The sequence below is a fragment of the Pseudoalteromonas sp. T1lg65 genome (assembly GCF_051930985.1).
GTDB lineage: Bacteria > Pseudomonadota > Gammaproteobacteria > Enterobacterales > Alteromonadaceae > Pseudoalteromonas.
Map to the genome: position 1 here is coordinate 381,688 of NZ_CP196838.1, position 18,588 is coordinate 400,275.

Annotated in this window: 23 protein-coding genes; 9 read left to right on the forward strand and 14 right to left on the reverse strand. The window is 41.0% G+C overall.

Annotation, left to right across the window (positions count from 1 at the left end; genetic code table 11):
• Positions 1-210 precede the first annotated feature (210 nt).
• Together ACSLBF_RS19050 and ACSLBF_RS19055 are read left to right on the forward strand one after the other, a co-directional pair.
• Positions 211-1,086 (forward strand): hypothetical protein, encoded by an 876-nt coding sequence (locus ACSLBF_RS19050; protein WP_440056982.1) that lies wholly within the window; start codon positions 211-213, stop codon positions 1,084-1,086.
• Positions 1,083-1,949 (forward strand): hypothetical protein, encoded by an 867-nt coding sequence (locus tag ACSLBF_RS19055; protein ID WP_440056983.1) that lies wholly within the window; start codon positions 1,083-1,085, stop codon positions 1,947-1,949. Before ACSLBF_RS19050 ends, ACSLBF_RS19055 begins: the two co-directional genes overlap by 4 nt.
• A gap of 345 nt (positions 1,950-2,294) precedes the next feature.
• Here the strand turns inward: ACSLBF_RS19055 and ACSLBF_RS19060 are convergent, their stop codons facing one another.
• The 14 genes from ACSLBF_RS19060 to ACSLBF_RS19125 form a co-directional block, all read right to left on the reverse strand.
• The gene (locus ACSLBF_RS19060; protein ID WP_440056984.1) at positions 2,295-2,783 is read right to left on the reverse strand and encodes a GNAT family N-acetyltransferase; all 489 of its coding nucleotides are present in this window, start codon (positions 2,781-2,783) and stop codon (positions 2,295-2,297) included.
• An 84-nt stretch (positions 2,784-2,867) separates the two neighbouring features.
• The gene (locus tag ACSLBF_RS19065; protein ID WP_440056985.1) at positions 2,868-3,233 is read right to left on the reverse strand and encodes a cupin domain-containing protein; all 366 of its coding nucleotides are present in this window, start codon (positions 3,231-3,233) and stop codon (positions 2,868-2,870) included.
• 25 nt (positions 3,234-3,258) lie between these two features.
• Positions 3,259-3,621 (reverse strand): terminase, encoded by a 363-nt coding sequence (locus ACSLBF_RS19070; protein WP_440056986.1) that lies wholly within the window; start codon positions 3,619-3,621, stop codon positions 3,259-3,261.
• Positions 3,622-3,745: 124 nt separating this feature from the next.
• A complete protein-coding gene (locus tag ACSLBF_RS19075; protein WP_440056987.1) occupies positions 3,746-3,955 on the reverse strand; it encodes a cold-shock protein in 210 nt (69 codons plus the stop codon).
• Positions 3,956-4,318: 363 nt separating this feature from the next.
• Positions 4,319-5,023 carry a hypothetical protein gene (locus tag ACSLBF_RS19080; protein WP_440056988.1) on the reverse strand — a complete coding sequence of 235 codons (705 nt, stop codon included), beginning with the start codon at positions 5,021-5,023 and terminating at the stop codon, positions 4,319-4,321.
• Positions 5,013-5,744, reverse strand: coding sequence for a hypothetical protein (locus ACSLBF_RS19085; RefSeq protein ID WP_440056989.1), 732 nt, complete (start codon positions 5,742-5,744; stop codon positions 5,013-5,015). Before ACSLBF_RS19085 ends, ACSLBF_RS19080 begins: the two co-directional genes overlap by 11 nt.
• Positions 5,734-6,054 (reverse strand): cupredoxin domain-containing protein, encoded by a 321-nt coding sequence (locus tag ACSLBF_RS19090; protein ID WP_440057044.1) that lies wholly within the window; start codon positions 6,052-6,054, stop codon positions 5,734-5,736. The genes ACSLBF_RS19085 and ACSLBF_RS19090 overlap by 11 nt, the downstream gene beginning before the upstream one ends.
• Before the next feature lie 28 nt (positions 6,055-6,082).
• A complete protein-coding gene (locus tag ACSLBF_RS19095; RefSeq protein ID WP_440056990.1) occupies positions 6,083-7,414 on the reverse strand; it encodes an ATP-binding protein in 1,332 nt (443 codons plus the stop codon).
• Positions 7,415-8,077, reverse strand: a complete 663-nt coding sequence (locus tag ACSLBF_RS19100) for a response regulator (protein WP_440056991.1) — start codon at positions 8,075-8,077, stop codon at positions 7,415-7,417.
• A gap of 8 nt (positions 8,078-8,085) precedes the next feature.
• Complete coding sequence (locus ACSLBF_RS19105) at positions 8,086-8,739, reverse strand: tetratricopeptide repeat protein (RefSeq protein WP_440056992.1); 654 nt, start codon at positions 8,737-8,739, stop codon at positions 8,086-8,088.
• Positions 8,739-9,527 (reverse strand): SDR family oxidoreductase, encoded by a 789-nt coding sequence (locus ACSLBF_RS19110; RefSeq protein WP_440056993.1) that lies wholly within the window; start codon positions 9,525-9,527, stop codon positions 8,739-8,741. The genes ACSLBF_RS19105 and ACSLBF_RS19110 overlap by 1 nt, the downstream gene beginning before the upstream one ends.
• Positions 9,527-10,207, reverse strand: coding sequence for a TenA family transcriptional regulator (locus ACSLBF_RS19115; RefSeq protein WP_440056994.1), 681 nt, complete (start codon positions 10,205-10,207; stop codon positions 9,527-9,529). Before ACSLBF_RS19115 ends, ACSLBF_RS19110 begins: the two co-directional genes overlap by 1 nt.
• Positions 10,208-10,220: 13 nt before the next feature.
• The gene (locus ACSLBF_RS19120; RefSeq protein WP_440056995.1) at positions 10,221-11,678 is read right to left on the reverse strand and encodes an AMP-binding protein; all 1,458 of its coding nucleotides are present in this window, start codon (positions 11,676-11,678) and stop codon (positions 10,221-10,223) included.
• A complete protein-coding gene (locus tag ACSLBF_RS19125) occupies positions 11,671-12,309 on the reverse strand; it encodes a thermostable hemolysin (protein WP_440056996.1) in 639 nt (212 codons plus the stop codon). The genes ACSLBF_RS19120 and ACSLBF_RS19125 overlap by 8 nt, the downstream gene beginning before the upstream one ends.
• A 152-nt stretch (positions 12,310-12,461) precedes the next feature.
• On the opposite strand from ACSLBF_RS19125, the gene ACSLBF_RS19130 reads away from it, so the two are divergent.
• The 7 genes from ACSLBF_RS19130 (at position 12,462) to ACSLBF_RS19160 (ending at position 18,014) form a co-directional block, all read left to right on the forward strand.
• Positions 12,462-13,241, forward strand: a complete 780-nt coding sequence (locus tag ACSLBF_RS19130) for a DUF3667 domain-containing protein (RefSeq protein WP_440056997.1) — start codon at positions 12,462-12,464, stop codon at positions 13,239-13,241.
• A gap of 182 nt (positions 13,242-13,423) precedes the next feature.
• A complete protein-coding gene (locus ACSLBF_RS19135) occupies positions 13,424-14,179 on the forward strand; it encodes a DUF3667 domain-containing protein (protein WP_440056998.1) in 756 nt (251 codons plus the stop codon).
• A 162-nt stretch (positions 14,180-14,341) separates the two neighbouring features.
• Positions 14,342-15,148 (forward strand): alpha/beta fold hydrolase, encoded by an 807-nt coding sequence (locus tag ACSLBF_RS19140; RefSeq protein WP_440056999.1) that lies wholly within the window; start codon positions 14,342-14,344, stop codon positions 15,146-15,148.
• Positions 15,149-15,226: 78 nt separating this feature from the next.
• The gene (locus ACSLBF_RS19145) at positions 15,227-15,910 is read left to right on the forward strand and encodes a response regulator transcription factor (protein WP_440057000.1); all 684 of its coding nucleotides are present in this window, start codon (positions 15,227-15,229) and stop codon (positions 15,908-15,910) included.
• Entirely contained in the window at positions 15,897-16,241 is a 345-nt protein-coding gene (locus ACSLBF_RS19150; RefSeq protein WP_440057001.1) for a hypothetical protein, read from the forward strand. Before ACSLBF_RS19145 ends, ACSLBF_RS19150 begins: the two co-directional genes overlap by 14 nt.
• 83 nt (positions 16,242-16,324) lie before the next feature.
• Entirely contained in the window at positions 16,325-17,101 is a 777-nt protein-coding gene (locus tag ACSLBF_RS19155; RefSeq protein WP_440057002.1) for a sensor histidine kinase, read from the forward strand.
• Positions 17,102-17,237: 136 nt separating this feature from the next.
• Complete coding sequence (locus ACSLBF_RS19160) at positions 17,238-18,014, forward strand: hypothetical protein (protein WP_440057003.1); 777 nt, start codon at positions 17,238-17,240, stop codon at positions 18,012-18,014.
• The last annotated feature ends 574 nt before the right edge of the window (positions 18,015-18,588 follow it).

Here is an 18,588-nt window from a genome sequence, read left to right on the forward strand (position 1 = left end):
CGCTCTGTCACATGCCACTTAGCTACCATAATCTTGTCTATGACAAAAACAAGTAACCCATTGATTGAAAAGCTTAACCTGTTAGGGCAAATACCAGAGCATAGGTAATATTAATCGCACCTCTCCTAAGAGAAAGGTTACCACATACCAACTGTTCAATTTATAACCTATTCTTATTAGATTAAAGAATGATGTTGTGGTTGTCGGTTAGTGGCTAGTTTTGTTCAGTTAGTACTCGCTTTTTCGTTTTTGCTATGCGCGTTTAACATTGCCGCTGTACAGCTGTACATTGACGATGAAAAAGACTTCGTTATTTATCAGGGGGGTAATCCGACGACCAATATAGCCAACACCACTAATTTACTTATTTTGAACGCACTCCCTCAGGGTAAAGTGGAAATAGTCCCAGCGAGTTATCAACGGGCTATAAATGCTATGAGAAACTCCTACCATAGTGTTTGTGTGCCAAACAGGGTAAAGACAAAAGCACGCTTGGCTGAGTTTTTGTTTAGCCTTCCAGTTAGCGTTTACATCACTAGGCGACTCTACCAACATGCCTCAGAGCCACCTTTAGATGAAAACCTACTTGACCAAAATGGTCAGGTCAAATCACTGCCAGCGCTATTTGAGCACTACTCCTCCAAAACCATCGTCTTCACCCCAACGATGTCCTATGGACCTTTTTTCGATGAACAGTTCAAAGATGTCCCGACAAAAAATAAGGTTCCTATTGTTGGCAGTAATCCGTATGACGATATGTACCGCATGTTTAAACTAAAACGGGCCAACTTCCTGCTGGGGTATCCAGCTGAAGTATATCGGCAGTTGCAAAGTGAAGAAGCCGATTACATCGTCTATGATGTCGCCGATGCTCCCCGTTATACCCTTGGCTACTGGATGTGCAATAAAAACCAACAAAGCCGAGAATTTTTGGAACTTTTTGACAGCTTAATGCTGAAAATATATGCCAGCGACCTTTTCTATAATGCACACACAGATTGGCTGCCTGAAAGCGCAAAAAAACAAACTACCGCTTATCTTGATGAACTAATACGTATGCTAACTTCTGGCGAGCAAGAAAATTGAAGATTACGCTGTTACTGATTAGTCTGGCTTTGGTAGTTTTTGAGGCAGCAGCCGTAAACCTTTACGTCGAAGATGAAATTGATTTAAAGGTTTACTCTCGTGAATTAGCCCCGACATCCATAGCAAATGCGACTAATTTTTTGGTAATTGATACCTTTACTGAAAACACTTTTGTTGCTCTGCCCGCTAGCTTCAATCGCGCAGTCAAGAAAATGCGTGAAGGCACGAATGTGTCATGTGTTACCAATAAAGTAAAAACCCCAGACCGAGAAAAGGAATTTCTATTTAGTTTACCTATCAACATTTATTTAAGCAGAAAGCTTTATCAGCGAGCATCAGCAAGACCACTGGCCGCTTCTTTACTCAACGAACATGGAGAATTACGCTCATTAAACACTCTGTTTGAGCAACATGACGATGCAGTAATCGTGCTCGCTTCTGCGTCATCCTACGGAGTCTTCCTTGATGAACAATTAGCGCAAGTTAAGCCGAAAAATAAACTGATGCGTAGCCCCATAGAATATCACAATACCATATACGACATGTTCGAAAAAAAACGCGCCGATTTTTTGCTTGGATATCCCGCCGAAATCTATCATCGTATCAGCAAAAAGCCAGCCGAGTTTAGGGCATACGACATTGCAAAAGCACCGAAGTACATAATTGGCTACTGGATGTGTAATAATACACCAAAAAGTGAAGATTTTATTAAACAATTAAACCAACATATTGTAACTGCCTACCAAACCAAAGAGTTTATTCATGCTCATACAAATTGGCTTCCTCTTGAAGACAGAGAAAAAATAAAAGGCTATTTAAAACCACTTATTAATAAGCACCTTACTAATACCAATCCTCATTAATAAATAAAGCTTTAAATATTTTTATATGATAATACATTCCATTTGTTTATTTAAAAAACGATAAGAAAAATAATGATGAAATTAACACTAAAAACTTAATAAAACCTAATAAACAAATTAATCAAAATAGAACTCATCTAATAGCCGGCGGTGCGGAATCAAAACCCTTGTCCCCAATTGCAGGGCATTTAGATGCTTGCCCTGACTACAAAACCGCTTACTGTACTTTTATCGCATGCTAATTCGATAAGTAAAGTTTAAACTCATCAGTAAGCGGCTTTTCTAAACGATTCGGTGCATTTACTGTTGCGGTCTGAAAGGCTTTTACATCATGCAGTCATCACATTAGTTAGTAATGACAAACTCATACAGGCCTTCAACGGCCAAAGGCTTAACTGTAGTCGCTAATTCAACGTTCAATTGAACAAACATGTGCTCCCAAAACCCTAGGGCTTCTCTGTCATCTTCATAGACCGAGACGTGCCACTTAGGGTGCTTACTCATCAACGCTTCTATCGCATAACGAGCTAACCCTTTTTTACGGTATTTGGGTAGAATAAAAATATCTGACAATTCTGGGAGCACTTCATGATTCACTTCAGTGGGTTCAACTGACACAAACCCTGCGATACACTTGTCAGCTGTTATCAGATAAACCTTGCAACCTTGATCGCCTTTAATCATTCCTGCCAAAAACGACTCATCGACATCAAATTTACCATTGCCTTCAACATCTTCCAGAGAAAAGTGTGATTGGTGATACTCATAAAATTGCCAAAGCATGAGAAACAGCTCAATATCATCTTCAGTCAGTTGTTTAAGATCTAGGTGCATCGTTTGTTCCTTCTGATTTAACGAGGTTACTCTTTAAGCTTCGCTTTCACAGTATGAAATAGTTTTCGACTTTTTGTAGTTCAACTAAATCCAAACATCGTTTTCTGCTTTCAGACTACTATCAGCCTCGCCAGTGTTAACAACTCCCCGTGGTTCGACTAGTAATACTTTACACTCTTGATACGCCACAGGCTTGTGTTCCACACCTTTAGGAACCACGTACATTTCTCCTTCTGCTAAAGACACTTTTCCATCACGGAATTCGATATCTAAGCAGCCTTCAATAACAATAAAAACTTCGTCGGTATCAGGATGGTCATGCCATACAAACTCACCCTGAAATTTAGCTAGTTTTAGCTGATAGTCGTTCATCTGTGCAATCACTTTAGGTGACCAATGCTCACTAAACTTACTAAGCTTTTCTGAAAAATTAATTGCTGAATACTGCACTCTCTGTCCTTAATGTAAATACCAATTACGACGATGTCTGCGCACTTGTTCGTAACGCTTTATACCACTTACCTGTAATGACAAACTTGGGAAATGTGTAAAGTTGTTCCAGAAGGATGCGCGAAACAACATTTAATGGTCCGGTGAAAGGTTCAGCTGGCAAGCTTTCCTTCCCATGACCAACGCCCTGCATAATAATAGACCCCCCCATCAAGCCCAAAGACACAATCGCAAGCCAAAAGTTCACTAATAGAACTGACGAAAGCAATAAGCCAAAACCGATTATAAAAATGGGCACCAACAATATATGCAGAATAAGATTAAATTTATTACGATGATACTTAGCATATCCTTGCCACTGCCAAGCTACGAGCTCGCTAACTTTCATATATCTTTCCTTAATGTATTGATGAGATACCTAAAATAGTAACAGCACTAATCATAATGTCTATGCCAAATTTTAGACACAAAAAAAGCAAGCCTTAGCTTGCTTTTTTCTTCATCAACGTTGCTTATAGCTTTGTGATGTTCTCTGCTTGAGGACCTTTCTGGCCTTGAGTCACGGTGAACTCTACACGCTCGCCTTCAGCAAGAGTACGGAAACCGTCACCTTTAATAGCGCTGAAATGTGCGAATACGTCAGGGCCATTTTCTTGAGCGATAAAACCAAAACCTTTAGACTCGTTAAACCACTTAACGGTACCTGTAAGAGTGCTAGACATAATACTAATATCCTGAAAAAAAACAAAGTTTGCTAACAATAACCACTATTGCTAACGTGCTATGCCCTTGTGGGCGCATAGACCTAAATTTGCTGAGTGGATAAAACTTCAGGACGGTACTACTACAAGCAAAAACTTATACAACAACGTAATGGAGATTTATAAACACTGACCCAAATTCTGTCTATGGTTATAATATAGGGTTGTTACCCTAAGTCAATGTATTTTTAATCAACACTGTGACCATATGATTACAAATTTTTGTTATTTAATCGCTGTGTAGAGCTTATATTTACTGGGCTGAGTGCATAACAACTACAAACCGTCCAACTCATCCGACTTGTAAAAAAAGAAAACGTCATATTAGAACTCAAATTCCAACGCCAATCTAAAACTGTGATCATTACCAGACTGGCTGATTTCGGTTATAAATCCAGCTTCCCATTTCAGCTGTTTTTGTCCATCAAAGCGGTGCAGTCCTATAAACGCTGGCCCTATGCCAACAAAGTTTTCCCCCATATAGAGCTCAATTGCAGGCTGAAATACACTGTATAGTCTATAACGGTATTGCGCTCGGAATTCTGACTCCCATTCGTCATGAATATCTTGCCCCCATTCACGCACAATAAATGCGTTCAGTGTGACACTCGCTCGGCCAAACTCTTTTTCAAATAAAAACCCGGCTGTCGCCTCGTACGCGGCGTTCTTGTGTTGTTTCTCCAGCTCAAACAGCATGCCGACATCCGCCCAGTATCGCCCTTGCTCTACCATTTGCCAGCGCGCTTCAAGCTCATATCCTGCTAACTCAAAATTATCTTGGTGATCACGCTCACCAATGGCGTATCCCTCAATCGTGACTGTTTCAGAAATACTCCAGCCTAACCCTAGCCGTTGTCCAAGCACATTTCCTTGTTCAGTTTTCCGTGATAATAAGCGCCACTCAATTTCTCTTTCAAGCGGCAAAACGTAAGGATGATACACTTTGTCCACCACCATACCATCAGCTCTAGCAACATGAGCAAACGCCAGAAAACTAGCGAGCAATAACAGGGTTAGCCTATGACTCATGTGCAGCTCTCCAATAAACTAAACTAGTAAACACCGCAAAAGCGGTAATAAACCCCAGTAGCATGTAACTGCTCGGAGTAGCTTCATAGCCAATCAGGACTTTTAACATCCTACCAAAAACACTATATTCATCAATGATATGACGTAAATCCAGCATCACAGCACCAACCGCAATAACATCAATCTGGCTTGCTAAATCAACCGCTTGGCTAACCTTACTTGCGGCATGTAAGGCCACTAGTACAACCAACAAGCCGTAAACTCGATGCGCTTTAAACCAATCTAAACAAAAATACAGCAGCGTAGAAAACCCCAAACAGATCCCTATTCCCAAGGTCATCGCTATCAACATGATTTGACCACCATGCTCCTTATGATAGGAAATAAAGAAACTCGCCAAATGTGTAACATACAAACTACATGCAATGGCTAGAGCCAAAATGCTGGATCGTGTCGAGGAATAACATGTACTGATCAACACCAAACAGTACAGAATTAAGAGCAGTCCAATTTGCAACAACTCGTATCCCCGATAGTCGAAGCTTGACGATATTTGTGAGCCGCTTCGCCAAAAGAATAGACAACCTATCAATCCGAGCATGGCTGCTAATACCGTAGATTTTACCGACAGCGTTGTTTTACTGCATTGCATCAACAGCACCCACATCACCGTAACAGGTAAAATCTGATTAATGGTGACGACAACCGTGTTAAGAAGCACCTTTTTCCTCCTTAACCACCACGATACCTTGTGCAGTACTAGGTGAAAATTCACCAAAAAACTTATATTCACCGGGCATTAAAGGACCTATATAAATGACACTTTTACGATTAGGAAATAACACCTTTTCGCGGTTTAAATCGAAACTGTCAAATTCTTCGACTTGTGTGTCTTGGTTTTCAATAATCAGTCGGACTTTGGTATTTGCAGGCACTTCCACTTTGTCCGGTTGAAATAGGTGATCTTTTAACACGATCGTTATGCTCTCTATCGCAGCACTGGGTGCAGTAAAAAAACCACCAACAAGCATTCCTAACCAGTAACTAAGCAGCCTCTTATTACTCGTCATTATCGCTCCTTGGAAACTTGACTTGAACACATAGCCCGCCAAATTCACTAGGTTGTAGCGTGATCTCAGCCTGATAGATTTTTACAATGTGGCTCACAATTGCCATTCCAAGCCCTGCTCCTTTCTCGCCTGACGGGTGCTTATCTCCACCGACTCGATAAAAACGATCGAACACTCTTTCGATTTGCTGCTTAGACATTCCGACGCCGGAGTCATTGATTTGCCACAAGATATATCGCTTGTGTTGCAAAATTCGAATTCGGATTTCTCCTTGTTTTGGTGTGTATTTGATGGCGTTACTAAGTAAATTTGAAAACAACGTTGTCAGCGTGAACTCACACCCCATTAACTGCAAATCTTCGGCATCTAGGCTGATAGACAAGTGCTTTTTCTCTATTTTTGAGTACATCTGGGCGACTAAGTTTTGTGTTAGCTCATCCACATTTTGCAAGCTAAACTGCTGGTGCCAAACTTCTGGCTCCGTTCTAGCGAGTGTTAGCATTTGCTCAACCACATGATTGAGTTCTGACAACCCTTGCTCAAGCGCTTCGATGCTACCGTGGGATACATCGTTCGCCAAGTTATGTAAATGAATTTTCAAGCTTGCTATGGGCGTTTTTAGTTCATGCGCTGCATCAGAGGCAAAATAACGCTCTTTCAAATACGCCACTTCTACTTTTTCAAACAACGCATTGATGGTGCCAATAACCGGAGCAACTTCTGCAGCTGAGCTATGCGTAGTTAACTGTGAAAAGTCTTTGGCACTGCGCTGACGCAGTTCTTTTGACAATTTACGTAGTGGTAACAGGGCGTTGTAAATCATCCAAGCTATAAACACAGCCAACAGCGGCATTACCACAATTAATGGTGTCATGGCTGATATGATTAACCCTTCTGCCAAAGCAAAACGCTTTTGAATGGGTTCAGCCACTACAACTCGATTGGCGCCTTTTTGCTCAGTGTAGGTTCTTAATCTCATGCCATTGACATTTTGTGTCGAAAATCCCGACTGCAACGTTAAAACAGGCAAGCCTTGCACCAAAGCTTTACTGCCAAGCACCAAATTCTGCTCATAATATAATAAATAATAAAGGTCGTTATCATTTGTTAATTCAATTACTTGCTGACGTTGAAACTGAGCATTTAGCAATAAAGCTGCAATGGATTGTAAATGGGCATCAAGTTGTGAATCAGCCTGTTCCATACTGCTGTTATACCCACGCAATAACGCCATAAATGCAGACAATACCAAAACTGATACCAAAATCAGTGTCAGCTTGCGATTTATCGAACGTCCTGGAGGAGCCTTAAACCGACTCACTTAATTGGCCTTATCAACCACATACCCTATACCTCGGAGCGTTTTGATAAAACCATCGGGCATTTTTTTGCGAAGGTGATGTATATGGACCTCGATGGCATTCGAACCAAGCTCTTCTCCCCAATCGTACAATTTATTTTCTAGCTGAGACTTGGACAATACTCGACCTTGGTTTTCCATCAAAGCTTTAAGCAACATATACTCTTTGCGAGGTAAGATAATTACATCGTTAGCCACTAAGACTTGGTGACTGGCAAGATCTAACTCGACATTTTTACAGCTTAACTTGCTGTTAGCCTGATTCGTAAAGCGCCTACCAATTACACGCAACCTTGCGAACAACTCTTTTGGTTCAAAAGGCTTGGCTAAGTAATCATCAGCGCCAAGATCAAGTCCGGCAATTTTATCCTCTAGGCTATCTCGCGCAGTTAGAATTAACACCGCGGTTTCATGCTGTTTTTTGTTAAGTTTTTTCAGCACTTCAATGCCATCACCGTCAGGTAACCCTAAATCCAAAATAACCAAGTCAAACTGGCTATTCCTCACCCATTGAGTTGCGTTTTGCAAAGTAGGGGCATGCTCAACCGCATACCCTTCTTTTTTCAGCGAAATGATCAATCCTTGCGCAAGCAATGTATCATCTTCAACTAATAGTAATCTCATCGCTTCTTCTATTTTCTCTTTTTTAGCTTTTTATCGACTTTAGCCAATAAAGCTGCAATTTCTTTCTGGCGGTAGTCATCCGCTTTGTCTCGACCTGGACGACGCGGTGCTTGCTGGGCTTTGATCAGATAATCATGCGCGGCTTGATATTTACGCTCGGCATACAGAAACTGCCCGTAAAAATAGTTTACATCAATTCCTTGGGGGTTGATTGCCAATGATTCTTTAAACAGTTGCTCTGCTTTTTTATCGCTGCCAAAACCTATCGGCCATCCCGGTACTTGCGCATAAAGCGTTCCTAAGCTCGTTAATGCAGATCCAGACAATGCGCTTTTATCAAGCTCCAATGCTTTTTCTAACGATGCCTTAGCCTCTTTTGCAAGCCCTAACGCGCCTAAACCACCTTTCGCGCCAGCGTAGCTTGATTTCACAATACCTTGCCAAATATAGGCTTCAGCTCGCTGAGGATAATTCTGTACAAACGTGTTGGTTTGTTTAATAAGCTCATCAAAACTGCGCTGTTGATTATCATCTTTTGCTTCATAATTTACCACTGCCCACTGTTTTTGAATGCGAAGTAAATCGTCATCAAACGCAGCCAGTGCTTGAGTACTTGTTAATAATAACGAGGTTAAAATACAAAGTGAGAATAATGTTTTCATTACACAGACTCCTTAGTTGAAAGTATGGAGACAATGGTTTTCGCCTTTTTAATCAGAGCACTGTCAACCACTTCAGGTAACAAGCCATTTAAACGGGCAAAAAGCTTTTCAGGAAATCCTACCGCGAGTCGCTTGTGATGACTTTTTAATAGCTTCATGAATGCACAGGCTACGACATCAGGTGGATCCATGCTGGCACCTAATGCTTCATTTACCGCAACGGCTGTATCGTCATTCATCTCTGTCGTAGTCGCTCTAGGTGCTAAACACTTCACATCGATCTGGCCATCAAGTTCCCGACTTAGCGCCTCAGAAAAGCCGCGCAAACCAAATTTACTCGCACAGTATGCCGTTTGGTACGGAAAGCCGATTGAACCAAAAGCCGATCCCACATTTACGATCGTGCCCTGATGACGACTTAATTGAGATAAACACGCTTGGCTTAGTAACATAGGTGCTAACAAATTAGTTTGGATCTGAAGATCAATCTCCAAAGCTGTCATTGCTGCAAACGGCTTTAAGGTATTCACTCCAGCGTTATTGACCAATAAACTAGCCCCACCCATGGTTGAGGCTTTTCTTGCTATTTGCGAAGCCGCTCCTTGCTCAGTAACATCAATGGCGATGTAATCATGATTGCCAGAAACCGAGGCCAATACTTGCTTCAAGCGTTCAGTATCTCGACCAACAATTAGACACCGCCAGTCATCTGCTATTAGCTGCTTGCAAATGGCTCGACCGATCCCCTTAGAGGCACCCGTGACTATAGCTAAGCGCTGTACTGACATTAGCTTGCCTCCGAAAAGTTCATTACATTTGGCTGAGTCTCAATTGAACGGAACACATCGCCGTATAGTTGATAAAAGCGCTTAGCACTGTGAATGATCAACGCCTGCTCTTTGTCACAACTAATTTTGTTCATCAGCCCTTTAAAAAAATCGATATGTTCGATGTCAAGCGCGCCATGAGATGTCAAATAAGAGAATGCACTACGCGGCAAGTTAAGTTTGTTGGCAATTTGGCTTGCTGCATTGTCAGCAAGGGCAATTGATGTACCTTCGAGCACGTTGACCATGCCAAAAAAACACAACGGATCAATGCGAGAAATCGAATCATAGGCATAAGAAACCATCATTTCTGTTGCAAAACTCGCAGTGCTGTGTCGCACCACTTCTTTGTCTATTCCACACGCGGCGATATCGTTCAAGATCCATTCTTGGTGCCCCATCTCTTCTTCAATGTAATGCCCTATTGCCTCCCTTAACCATTCTTTGCTGTCGTCTAGCTTGGCCCCGCATGTCATCAGTAGAGGGACTGTATGTTTAACATGATGAAAAGCCTGCTGTAGAAACGACACATATTGGCCTAGCGTAATTTCGCCATGAAAAACCGCATTGATAATTGGTGCGCTGAGTAAATAAGCACGTTCTTGTTGTGTTTGGGCTTGAAGTCGGTCAAAAAAATTCATGTTGTGCTCCTGCTTATGCGATTGCTTTGTTCGCATCAACGTATAAGTTGGCGATCTGTAAGTGGTAACATTCTGAAATTGCTTTACGTTTTGGTCTGCCATTACTAGTCAGCAAGCCATTACGTTGCGTAAAGGGAACCTCTAGTAGTAAGGTTTTCTTGATTTGAGCGTAATCTGGTAATTGTTTGTTAACTCTGGCAACCGCCTGCTCAAGCAGCTGTTCAGAAAAGTTAGGGCCGCTCACAATCAGAGCCGTTAAAAATGGTTTTGCTTCGCCGATGACCACACATTGCATAATGCCAGCTTCGGCAAGGAGCAAAGATTCAGGCCACTCTGGTGAAACATTGCGGCCAAAGCTAGTGATGATCAGGTTACTTTTACGGCCTTCAATAAAGTACTGTGCGTCTTGATGAGAGACCAAATCACCGGTTGCCAACCAGCCGTTTTGTGAGAGTGATTCGCCTTTCAAATACCCTAAAAAAGGGTTGCCTTTAATATGTAATTCGCCATCTTCTACTTTGGCCGTAAGATGCGGTAGTAGTTTGCCGACACTGCCGTCTTGTTGTCCCACATTAAGACATACAACGGATCCTGCTTCGGATAACCCATACCCCTGAAACACCGGTAGACCAAGCTGAACAGCTTGCTGTAATACCGAGACATCTACTTTAGCTCCACCGACAGCAATAAACTTTAGTGAACTTGGAGGCAACCAACCTTTTTGAACAGCTTGGATTAACACCAAAAGTAGTTCTGGAACCAAAATCAAGCTGGTCGGCTTTGCCTGACTAATTTTGTTCAACAAAAGACTCGGATTAGCCAATCGACTGCCTTCGAAACCCAAGCTGGAAAGTGCTGCCACTTCAACACAACCACCACTTAATAACGGTGCGTAGACCCCGGCAATATTCTCAAGCAGCACCGGAAGCGGAAGTAAACAAAGGTGTTTAGGCTGTGGTAACGAAATCACTTCACATAAACTTTTGGCCACTGCCAACTGATTTGGTAGCGATAAGCAAACGCCTTTAGGTGCTCCTGTAGAGCCTGAAGTAAACGTCACTTTTTTCGTGTTTGGAAAGTAGCACTCATCACCTTGCAAGTTAGTATCGTACAAAAACAGTACTTGCCCACCAACAGAGACCTTAGATACCAAGGCATAGTTTTCAAGTTGAGTGTCTGCGATCAGCCACTTAGCTGCTGTCAAACTGAGTGTATGCTGCACCTGACTGGTACTAAAAAAATGTGGGATGGGTATCGAAACTTTGTTAGAAGCACTAAGCGCAAGATCACACAAAATCCAGCTTATGGAGTTGTCTATCATCATCGCAACACCGTTCCCTGACAGGTCACCGAGGAACTTTTCTAGCCTTGCTACATGTGACTTCACCGCGCTCAGCGTCAAGTTTTGTACTTCTTGTCTGAGAACAATGTCTGCACCGTTGTGCGGCAATTGAGATAATAAATCACGCATAACAAAAGCACTCAGTTAACTCTTTAGCCTCATAGACCAAGTCGTTTTGAATGTGCTGGTACAGTTGGTTTTGTGCAATCACTGCAATCACGTCTTGCAAATTGACGGCGCAGACGATAGGTGAACATTGATAGTAGCTGCCATAATCTTTTGCCGTAGCAATAGCGTCACTGGCTTGTACTAACTCTGTGATCTTCACCTGGCACAGTTTCATTAATGCTCGAACTTGCTTGGTAGCGGTGAACACTAAATATTGGCAATCAGAGTCCAACAAGGCTTGAGCAACAATGATAAAATGACCAAGCGTCGCCATTCGGCATGTTGAATATAAATTACCTAATTCAGCAATGTTTGTCCGCGTGGGTGTATTGGCAAAATAGCGTTCAATTGATAGGTCCGTATACTGTTCTACGAACAAAGATGAATCTGCTGCCGAGCGTAGCCCTAAGAAGCAATCTCCGCCTCGGTAATTTAATTGACTAAGTAACGGGTAATATTCATGTACATCGGCATTAAAGGCTTTTGCGAAACCATAATGTATGGCTTGCTCTAATCTTTGTCTGTTTGCCGCTTCTGGAGTTGCCAATACTAATCGGCTTGCAGACGTAAGTTGTGTTATTGCTTCGCCCATCGTCGTCACACCTTTTTCGTTTTGATGTAACTACCTTAAAAAGCGAAAATTAAGAAAACCTTAAGGAATATTAAAAGACAGAGACTTTTCAAATTACCAGCTCGGCTCTAGCAAGTGATTACACATATCAGGTACAATGCGCTCTGAAGACAATGAAAAATAACAATAAAAATAGCATGAATTTCCAATACCAACCCGACTGTTTAAACTGCCAAGCTCCTTTACACAGCGAATTCTGCACTCAGTGCGGACAACAAAAAGCAAGGCGAATCGAATTTGCAGAGCTACTAAGAATATTTCAAGAAGGGCTTCTGGAACTAAAGTCTCCGTTTTTGAGATTAATGTGGGATATGACGGTGCGCCCTACAGAGACCGTCAAAGCTTATATCGGTGGGCAGAGAACAAAATACTACAACCCGTTTAAATACTGTTTGTATGTTACGTTAAGCTTTATTATTGCCTATAATCTACTTGGCGTTGACTATTTACTTCAAGACATGACGGTTTCATCTGATGAAAGTGCCATTGCAAGTCAGATCCGTGAAAAATTAGGCAATATATCAATAATGTATGGAAACTTCATATTCGCATTGATATTCGCTATCCCAATAAAGTGGGCCTTTAGAAAAAACACATATAACCTTGCAGAACTATATATTGCACAACTACTTATCTACTCTCACTTTTCATTCTTATTTTCACCTTTAGTATTACTTGGTAACCCAGTCGACATAATCTTGATCACGGGAGGCATCATACTTATTATCAATGTCGTAATTTGTCTTCAGCTCAGAAAATCAAAACAGCATACTGTGCGCGATATCCTACATTTAATTTTGGCCACACTCGGCTTTTTCGTTTGTTTCGCCATCGCAACAACGATCATAACAGTGATAGCGGTGATTACGTATCTGTCACTCACCGAAACGTAGTAGACACCACCTTAATTTGCGTCAGTTCGTCAAAAGCGAGCTAGCGCATATGAAATTAATCAACCTCAACTGTGGATAATCAGAAAGCATACTTATCCAAAGCGAAGATAACTGGCGCGACCTACTAAAGTTTGGTTACAATCAACAATTATTCTGTCATCAACAACGGCAACGGATAATCGATGAACTTCCAGCAACAAACTCACTGCTTAAACTGTAAAGCCCCATTACACACGCCATTCTGCGCTCAATGCGGGCAAGAGAAAGCGCGACGAATAGAGTTTTCCGAGCTATTCAGAATTTTCCAAGAAGGCATTATAGAAATGAAATCGCCTTTCTTAAAGCTAATGTGGGACATGACCGTACGCCCAACGGAAACGATTAAAGCTTATTTAGGTGGACAAAGAACCAAATACTACAACCCATTTAAATACTGCTTATACATTGCACTGAGTTATATCATTATTTCCAACTTATTAGGTATTGACCATGTGTCTACTGCCGTGGAATTAGCAAAGTCGGATGATGAAAGTGACCGCCATATGCTTGAAGTCATAATTAATAACGGGTTGCTGTATGGAAACTTTTTATTCGCCTTGTTGTTCGCGATACCTGTAAAATTGGTTTTTAGAAATAACACCTACAATCTCGCTGAATTGTACATAGCACAACTGCTACTGTATTCACATTTTTCCTTTTTGCTTTCTCCCATTAGCCTATTTGGCGGGACCTCAAATATAGTATATTTTGCTTCAGTACTAATATTTATAGTAATGGTCGTTGTGTGTTTACGGTTAAGAAAGTCGCAACAGCACACAGCACGTGACACTATTTACTTATTGTTGACCACGATTATTTTTTTCGCTGTAACAGCCATCACAGCCACATTTACTTCGCTTGCCGTAATGAACGCCTATAGGGCACTCTTCCCTGCATAAAATCAACATTAGTTAGGAGCCTACAGGCTCCACTTTTTCTGATTAGAAAAACGCTTTGTTTGACCGATTTTTGACTTTAGTTATTCGATACTAACGAAAAAGGACACTCACCCCTTATTTCGTTGCTAAGTATTTCAAAAATAATAATTAAGGTTCGTCATTATGAGATCACTGTTAAAAACTATTTGTTATGTTTATCTGCTATTACTTGGTTGCACTTCTGCAGCCAGCTCATCAATAAAAGTTCACTATCAAAACGACTATCACGTCATTTTCTTGCCGGGATTCAGCGTTCAACAGCGAGACTGGCAACCGATAATCGATGAACTGCCAGCGACGATTCAAAGTTCTTTTCATGAGAGTATTTTGTTTGATAACAACAATCAGTCGCTGTCAATAGAGCAACATATTGCTTGTCTGAATAAACTGATCACTAAAATACGCCTCCAGCAAAAGGTGATCATTGTCGGTCACTCACTGGGGGGGTTACTAGCAACAGAATATGTAAAAAAATATCCTCAAAACATCGATGCTTTGATTTTGCTTGATCCGAGCGTAATGCAGCAGCGAGTCTGGTTTAAACAGTTTGACGAAAAGCGCATCAAACAAGATGATGAGAAGCTACGATCCTTTTTACCACATAGATTGAAAACTGTTTATAACCATTTGATCTCCGAACTGGACGCGGCAGACAGACAAGTCACCCCACTACCGCCTTCAACAAAAGTCACTTTGTTTACATCCATGAAAGTACCTACAAATCCGCTTTTCTTTGAGGAAACACAGCAAGGAAAACAGTTATGGTTAAAACTACACACTGCCTTACTCGAAAATGTAGAACAGCAAAGCCATATTTTACTCTCGGATGTCGGCCATAATATCCACCTTGAGCGCCCCGAGCTATTGCAAAGAAAAATAACTGAAACTATTGACTATCAACACGGCATCAATGAACCATCAAGTGAGTGACGCTGGGATTCCCTCGTGTCTCCTGTCATGATATAAATTGCATAGACATCAAAATGAGCTAACCCATTGTTAAAGTGTATGAAAATTCTTTTAGTAGAAGACAACCCTGAGTTAAGCCGTCAATTGGCTACGTTTTTTGACGGCTTAGGGTGGCTGGTTGACTATGCAATTACCGCTAAACAAGCTTATCAATTGGTGTTAAAAAATGAATTTGACGTTATCGTATTGGACATCAATTTACCTGATGGTAATGGTTTTGATGTCTGCCGCGATATCCGCACCAATGCCAATTACCATCCCGCAATACTGATGCTCACAGCAAGAGACAGTTTTGAAGATAAATCATCTGGTTTTAACAGTGGAAGCGATGACTATCTGACTAAACCATTCGATTTTAGAGAGCTTGCTTTACGATGCGAAGCGCTCGCAAGACGCAAAAAGTTATTCGTCAATCAAAGTATTCAAATTGGCCAGCTGAACATAGATCACAAATCTCGGCAAGTATCGTGGAATAACACCGAAATTCCCCTCACACAGACAGGTTTTGACATCTTGGCAGCCCTTGCTAGCGCCTATCCAAAAGCGGTGACAAAATCCACCCTTATTGAACAGATTTGGCCACATGACCCGCCTTCTAGTGGCTCTCTCAAATCACATATCTACAATTTACGTAAAGCGCTAGAGAAAGTGGTTGAAAACGATTTGATCCACACTGTCAGTAATGTTGGATATCAACTACGAGATAATCATGCTCAGTCTTAGAAACAAGCTGCTGCTATGGATTAGTTTACTCATTTTACTAGTGCACAGTTTTTATTTGCTCGTTGCGAATCAGCTGTGGTCATTTAGTCAAGATCACCTCGCGGCCTTTGTTCTACAACATGAAATACAAATTCAGCGGCTAGCTATTTTGCAAGAACGATCTGCGTTACCTAGCTATTTACGCATTTCTGAGTCACTACCAACAACGCCAAACAGCATCACAGAAAAGCTCACTCATGATGATGAAATCTGGGTTATCAGCACTGGAAAAGAAAAAAATATGCAATCCCACTCGAACCTACTTCCCATAAAAAGCCTGAACAATGGTTAGTATTTAATGCTAGCCAAGCAACACATCTGAGTGAATTCGGCGACGTTTTAGTATTTTTTGCGCTGATCTGTTTACTCGTATTTATGCTGTTTTCGACCGCCTGTACTTGGCTCATAGCTAAACATATTTCCTCACCTATTCAACGTTTGAGTAAAGCTGTTGCTACGGAAAACAATACTGAAATTAAACAACTTTGCAATGAGAGAGCTTACATTGAATCCCATGATTTAACTCATCAGTTTTATCAAACATTGGGACGTTTACAACACGCATTATTGAGAGAGAAAAACTTTACTAAAGACCTTAGTCACGAGTTAAGAACGCCAATTAGTATATTAAAAAATGCACTTGCTTTACATAATCACGGCAACTCTTCAGGTAAACATCCTGAGCTTAACGCCATAGAGCATGCGACGCACAAGCTGACTCATACAGTCGAGATTTTGCTTGCTTTAGCTCGCAACGAAAACTTGGTCTTAGAAAAAATTAAGCTTCTGCCAATTTTAGAGCAGCAGATCCTCGACTCGTACATGGCATATGGACAAGCTGAACCTGACATTCGGCTAAAAGTGCCCAGTGAATTAACCGTTATCGGTAATATCCACTTAGTTACGTTATTGATTCAGAACCTTATCAACAATGCAATACACCATGGTAGTCATCAAACGTTAGTTATAACTCAACAAGACAACCGGCTAATCTTTGCAAACCCTATCAGTCAAAATCAATCGTCCACTTATCTTGGCTTAGGTCATGGCAATTATTTAATCACTCGAATTGCCGAAGCAATGGAGTGGCAACTAAACAATGGGGTGATTGAGCATACGTATCAAGTGACGATTACCTTCTCGCCTAGTTAATCTCTCCAAAGGTTGTATGTCGCTAAGTTGGCAACTGAATTAATAGATTTCATATAAATGATAACGACAAAGTCGTTACTAGAATAGATACTTTATGGTTAAATACGCAACATTATAAATACAACAACAAACAAAGATGGAATTTGAAAACCAAACTCACTGTTTAAATTGCCATGCGCCTTTAAATACGCCCTTTTGCGGACAATGCGGTCAAGAAAAAGTCCGCCGTATTCAATTTTCCGAGTTATTTAGGCTAATCCAAGAAGGGATTTTAGAGCTGCGTTCTCCTTTTTTACAGTTGATGTGGGGCATGAGCACTCAACCTATTGCCACTATAAAAGGCTATTTAAATGGTGAACGTACCAAGTACTTTAATCCGATAAAGTATGCCTTTTTCATATTCACAGCTCTACTCATTTTACTGGCTCTATTTGATATTCCTGTGATCCCCCCCAACGCCTTACCTGACTCAGAGCATAATCAACAATTTCGATCCATACTTAACGACTACGTATCCTCAACCTTACTTTATCAATACTTTTTACTGCCCTTTTTTAGCGCCTTGGGAGCAAAACTTGCTTTAAGAAAGAAGACCTTTAATGTAGCGGAACTCTATATTGCTCATTTATTGCTGTCTACACAGTTGGCAATAGTAAGTGCTCCTTTTTATTTTGCAGAATTACACTTTACTCAAACCTTCTCTTTTGTTTCGATTGCGATAACACTTTTTTTCACAACATGGATGAGTTTACTGCTGAGAAAAAGCAAAGAGAATTCAATTAAAGATGGTGCCCTTATCCTACTGTGTGTGACATTGTCCCAGTTACTAGCCATCATTCTCTTAAGTATTCTTTTGGCTGCATTCACTGGCTTTCAAGTCGCCCAACTTGAACAGCTCCAAGCAGGTTCTTAGGGTATATTGTGATTGCTGGGTTTGCTTTTTCAGCTATAGATAAACGAACCCAACAATGGCTCACTGACAAACGCAAAAAGCTCGCTTATATTTTGCTGAAAATGAGGGACAGGCAGAGCTTAATCAAGCGATAGAGCATTTTTAAGAGCACCGTGCTTTATCAAAACTTTTGGATGGCATTAGTCAGTGCTATTCCCGTAAAACTGACGCTTAGGAAAAACACTTTTAATTTTGTAAAATCTACATAACGCAAATGCTAATTTACTCTCACTGTGGATTTCTCGCAGGACCAATAAATCTATTCTGACTACACTACTATCCAAAGATGTCTGGTTTGATGATACTGCCTATATTTATTATCAGTATCATCGTTGCCATAGGGTTAAGAAAATCACATCATAAAACGTTTAGAGATTCAGTACTGTTATTTGTGTTTGGGAACATAGACCTTTTCTCACTCACGCTGATAGCGCTATTTATCACTGGAGCGCTCCTTAACACGTTCAACCACGTTTTCTCTTCATGGTTGTAGAATTGCATTGTGCTGAAGTGAGAAAGTACCAAATTAGTAGTT

What these genes read in the sequence shown, in the direction of transcription:
- ACSLBF_RS19060 (WP_440056984.1), bottom strand. Translation starts at nt 2,783, where the DNA reads ATGCACCTAGATCTTAAACAACTGACTGAAGATGATATTGAGCTGTTT.
- ACSLBF_RS19070 (WP_440056986.1), bottom strand. Translation starts at nt 3,621, where the DNA reads ATGAAAGTTAGCGAGCTCGTAGCTTGGCAGTGGCAAGGATATGCTAAG.
- ACSLBF_RS19075 (WP_440056987.1), bottom strand. Translation starts at nt 3,955, where the DNA reads ATGTCTAGCACTCTTACAGGTACCGTTAAGTGGTTTAACGAGTCTAAA.
- ACSLBF_RS19080 (WP_440056988.1), bottom strand. Translation starts at nt 5,023, where the DNA reads ATGAGTCATAGGCTAACCCTGTTATTGCTCGCTAGTTTTCTGGCGTTT.
- ACSLBF_RS19090 (WP_440057044.1), bottom strand. Translation starts at nt 6,054, where the DNA reads ATGCTTGTTGGTGGTTTTTTTACTGCACCCAGTGCTGCGATAGAGAGC.
- ACSLBF_RS19100 (WP_440056991.1), bottom strand. Translation starts at nt 8,077, where the DNA reads ATGAGATTACTATTAGTTGAAGATGATACATTGCTTGCGCAAGGATTG.
- ACSLBF_RS19105 (WP_440056992.1), bottom strand. Translation starts at nt 8,739, where the DNA reads ATGAAAACATTATTCTCACTTTGTATTTTAACCTCGTTATTATTAACA.
- ACSLBF_RS19110 (WP_440056993.1), bottom strand. Translation starts at nt 9,527, where the DNA reads ATGTCAGTACAGCGCTTAGCTATAGTCACGGGTGCCTCTAAGGGGATC.
- ACSLBF_RS19115 (WP_440056994.1), bottom strand. Translation starts at nt 10,207, where the DNA reads ATGAATTTTTTTGACCGACTTCAAGCCCAAACACAACAAGAACGTGCT.
- ACSLBF_RS19120 (WP_440056995.1), bottom strand. Translation starts at nt 11,678, where the DNA reads ATGCGTGATTTATTATCTCAATTGCCGCACAACGGTGCAGACATTGTT.
- ACSLBF_RS19125 (WP_440056996.1), bottom strand. Translation starts at nt 12,309, where the DNA reads ATGGGCGAAGCAATAACACAACTTACGTCTGCAAGCCGATTAGTATTG.
- ACSLBF_RS19130 (WP_440056997.1), top strand. Translation starts at nt 12,462, where the DNA reads ATGAAAAATAACAATAAAAATAGCATGAATTTCCAATACCAACCCGAC.
- ACSLBF_RS19135 (WP_440056998.1), top strand. Translation starts at nt 13,424, where the DNA reads ATGAACTTCCAGCAACAAACTCACTGCTTAAACTGTAAAGCCCCATTA.
- ACSLBF_RS19140 (WP_440056999.1), top strand. Translation starts at nt 14,342, where the DNA reads ATGAGATCACTGTTAAAAACTATTTGTTATGTTTATCTGCTATTACTT.
- ACSLBF_RS19145 (WP_440057000.1), top strand. Translation starts at nt 15,227, where the DNA reads ATGAAAATTCTTTTAGTAGAAGACAACCCTGAGTTAAGCCGTCAATTG.
- ACSLBF_RS19150 (WP_440057001.1), top strand. Translation starts at nt 15,897, where the DNA reads ATGCTCAGTCTTAGAAACAAGCTGCTGCTATGGATTAGTTTACTCATT.
- ACSLBF_RS19155 (WP_440057002.1), top strand. Translation starts at nt 16,325, where the DNA reads ATGCTGTTTTCGACCGCCTGTACTTGGCTCATAGCTAAACATATTTCC.
- ACSLBF_RS19160 (WP_440057003.1), top strand. Translation starts at nt 17,238, where the DNA reads ATGGAATTTGAAAACCAAACTCACTGTTTAAATTGCCATGCGCCTTTA.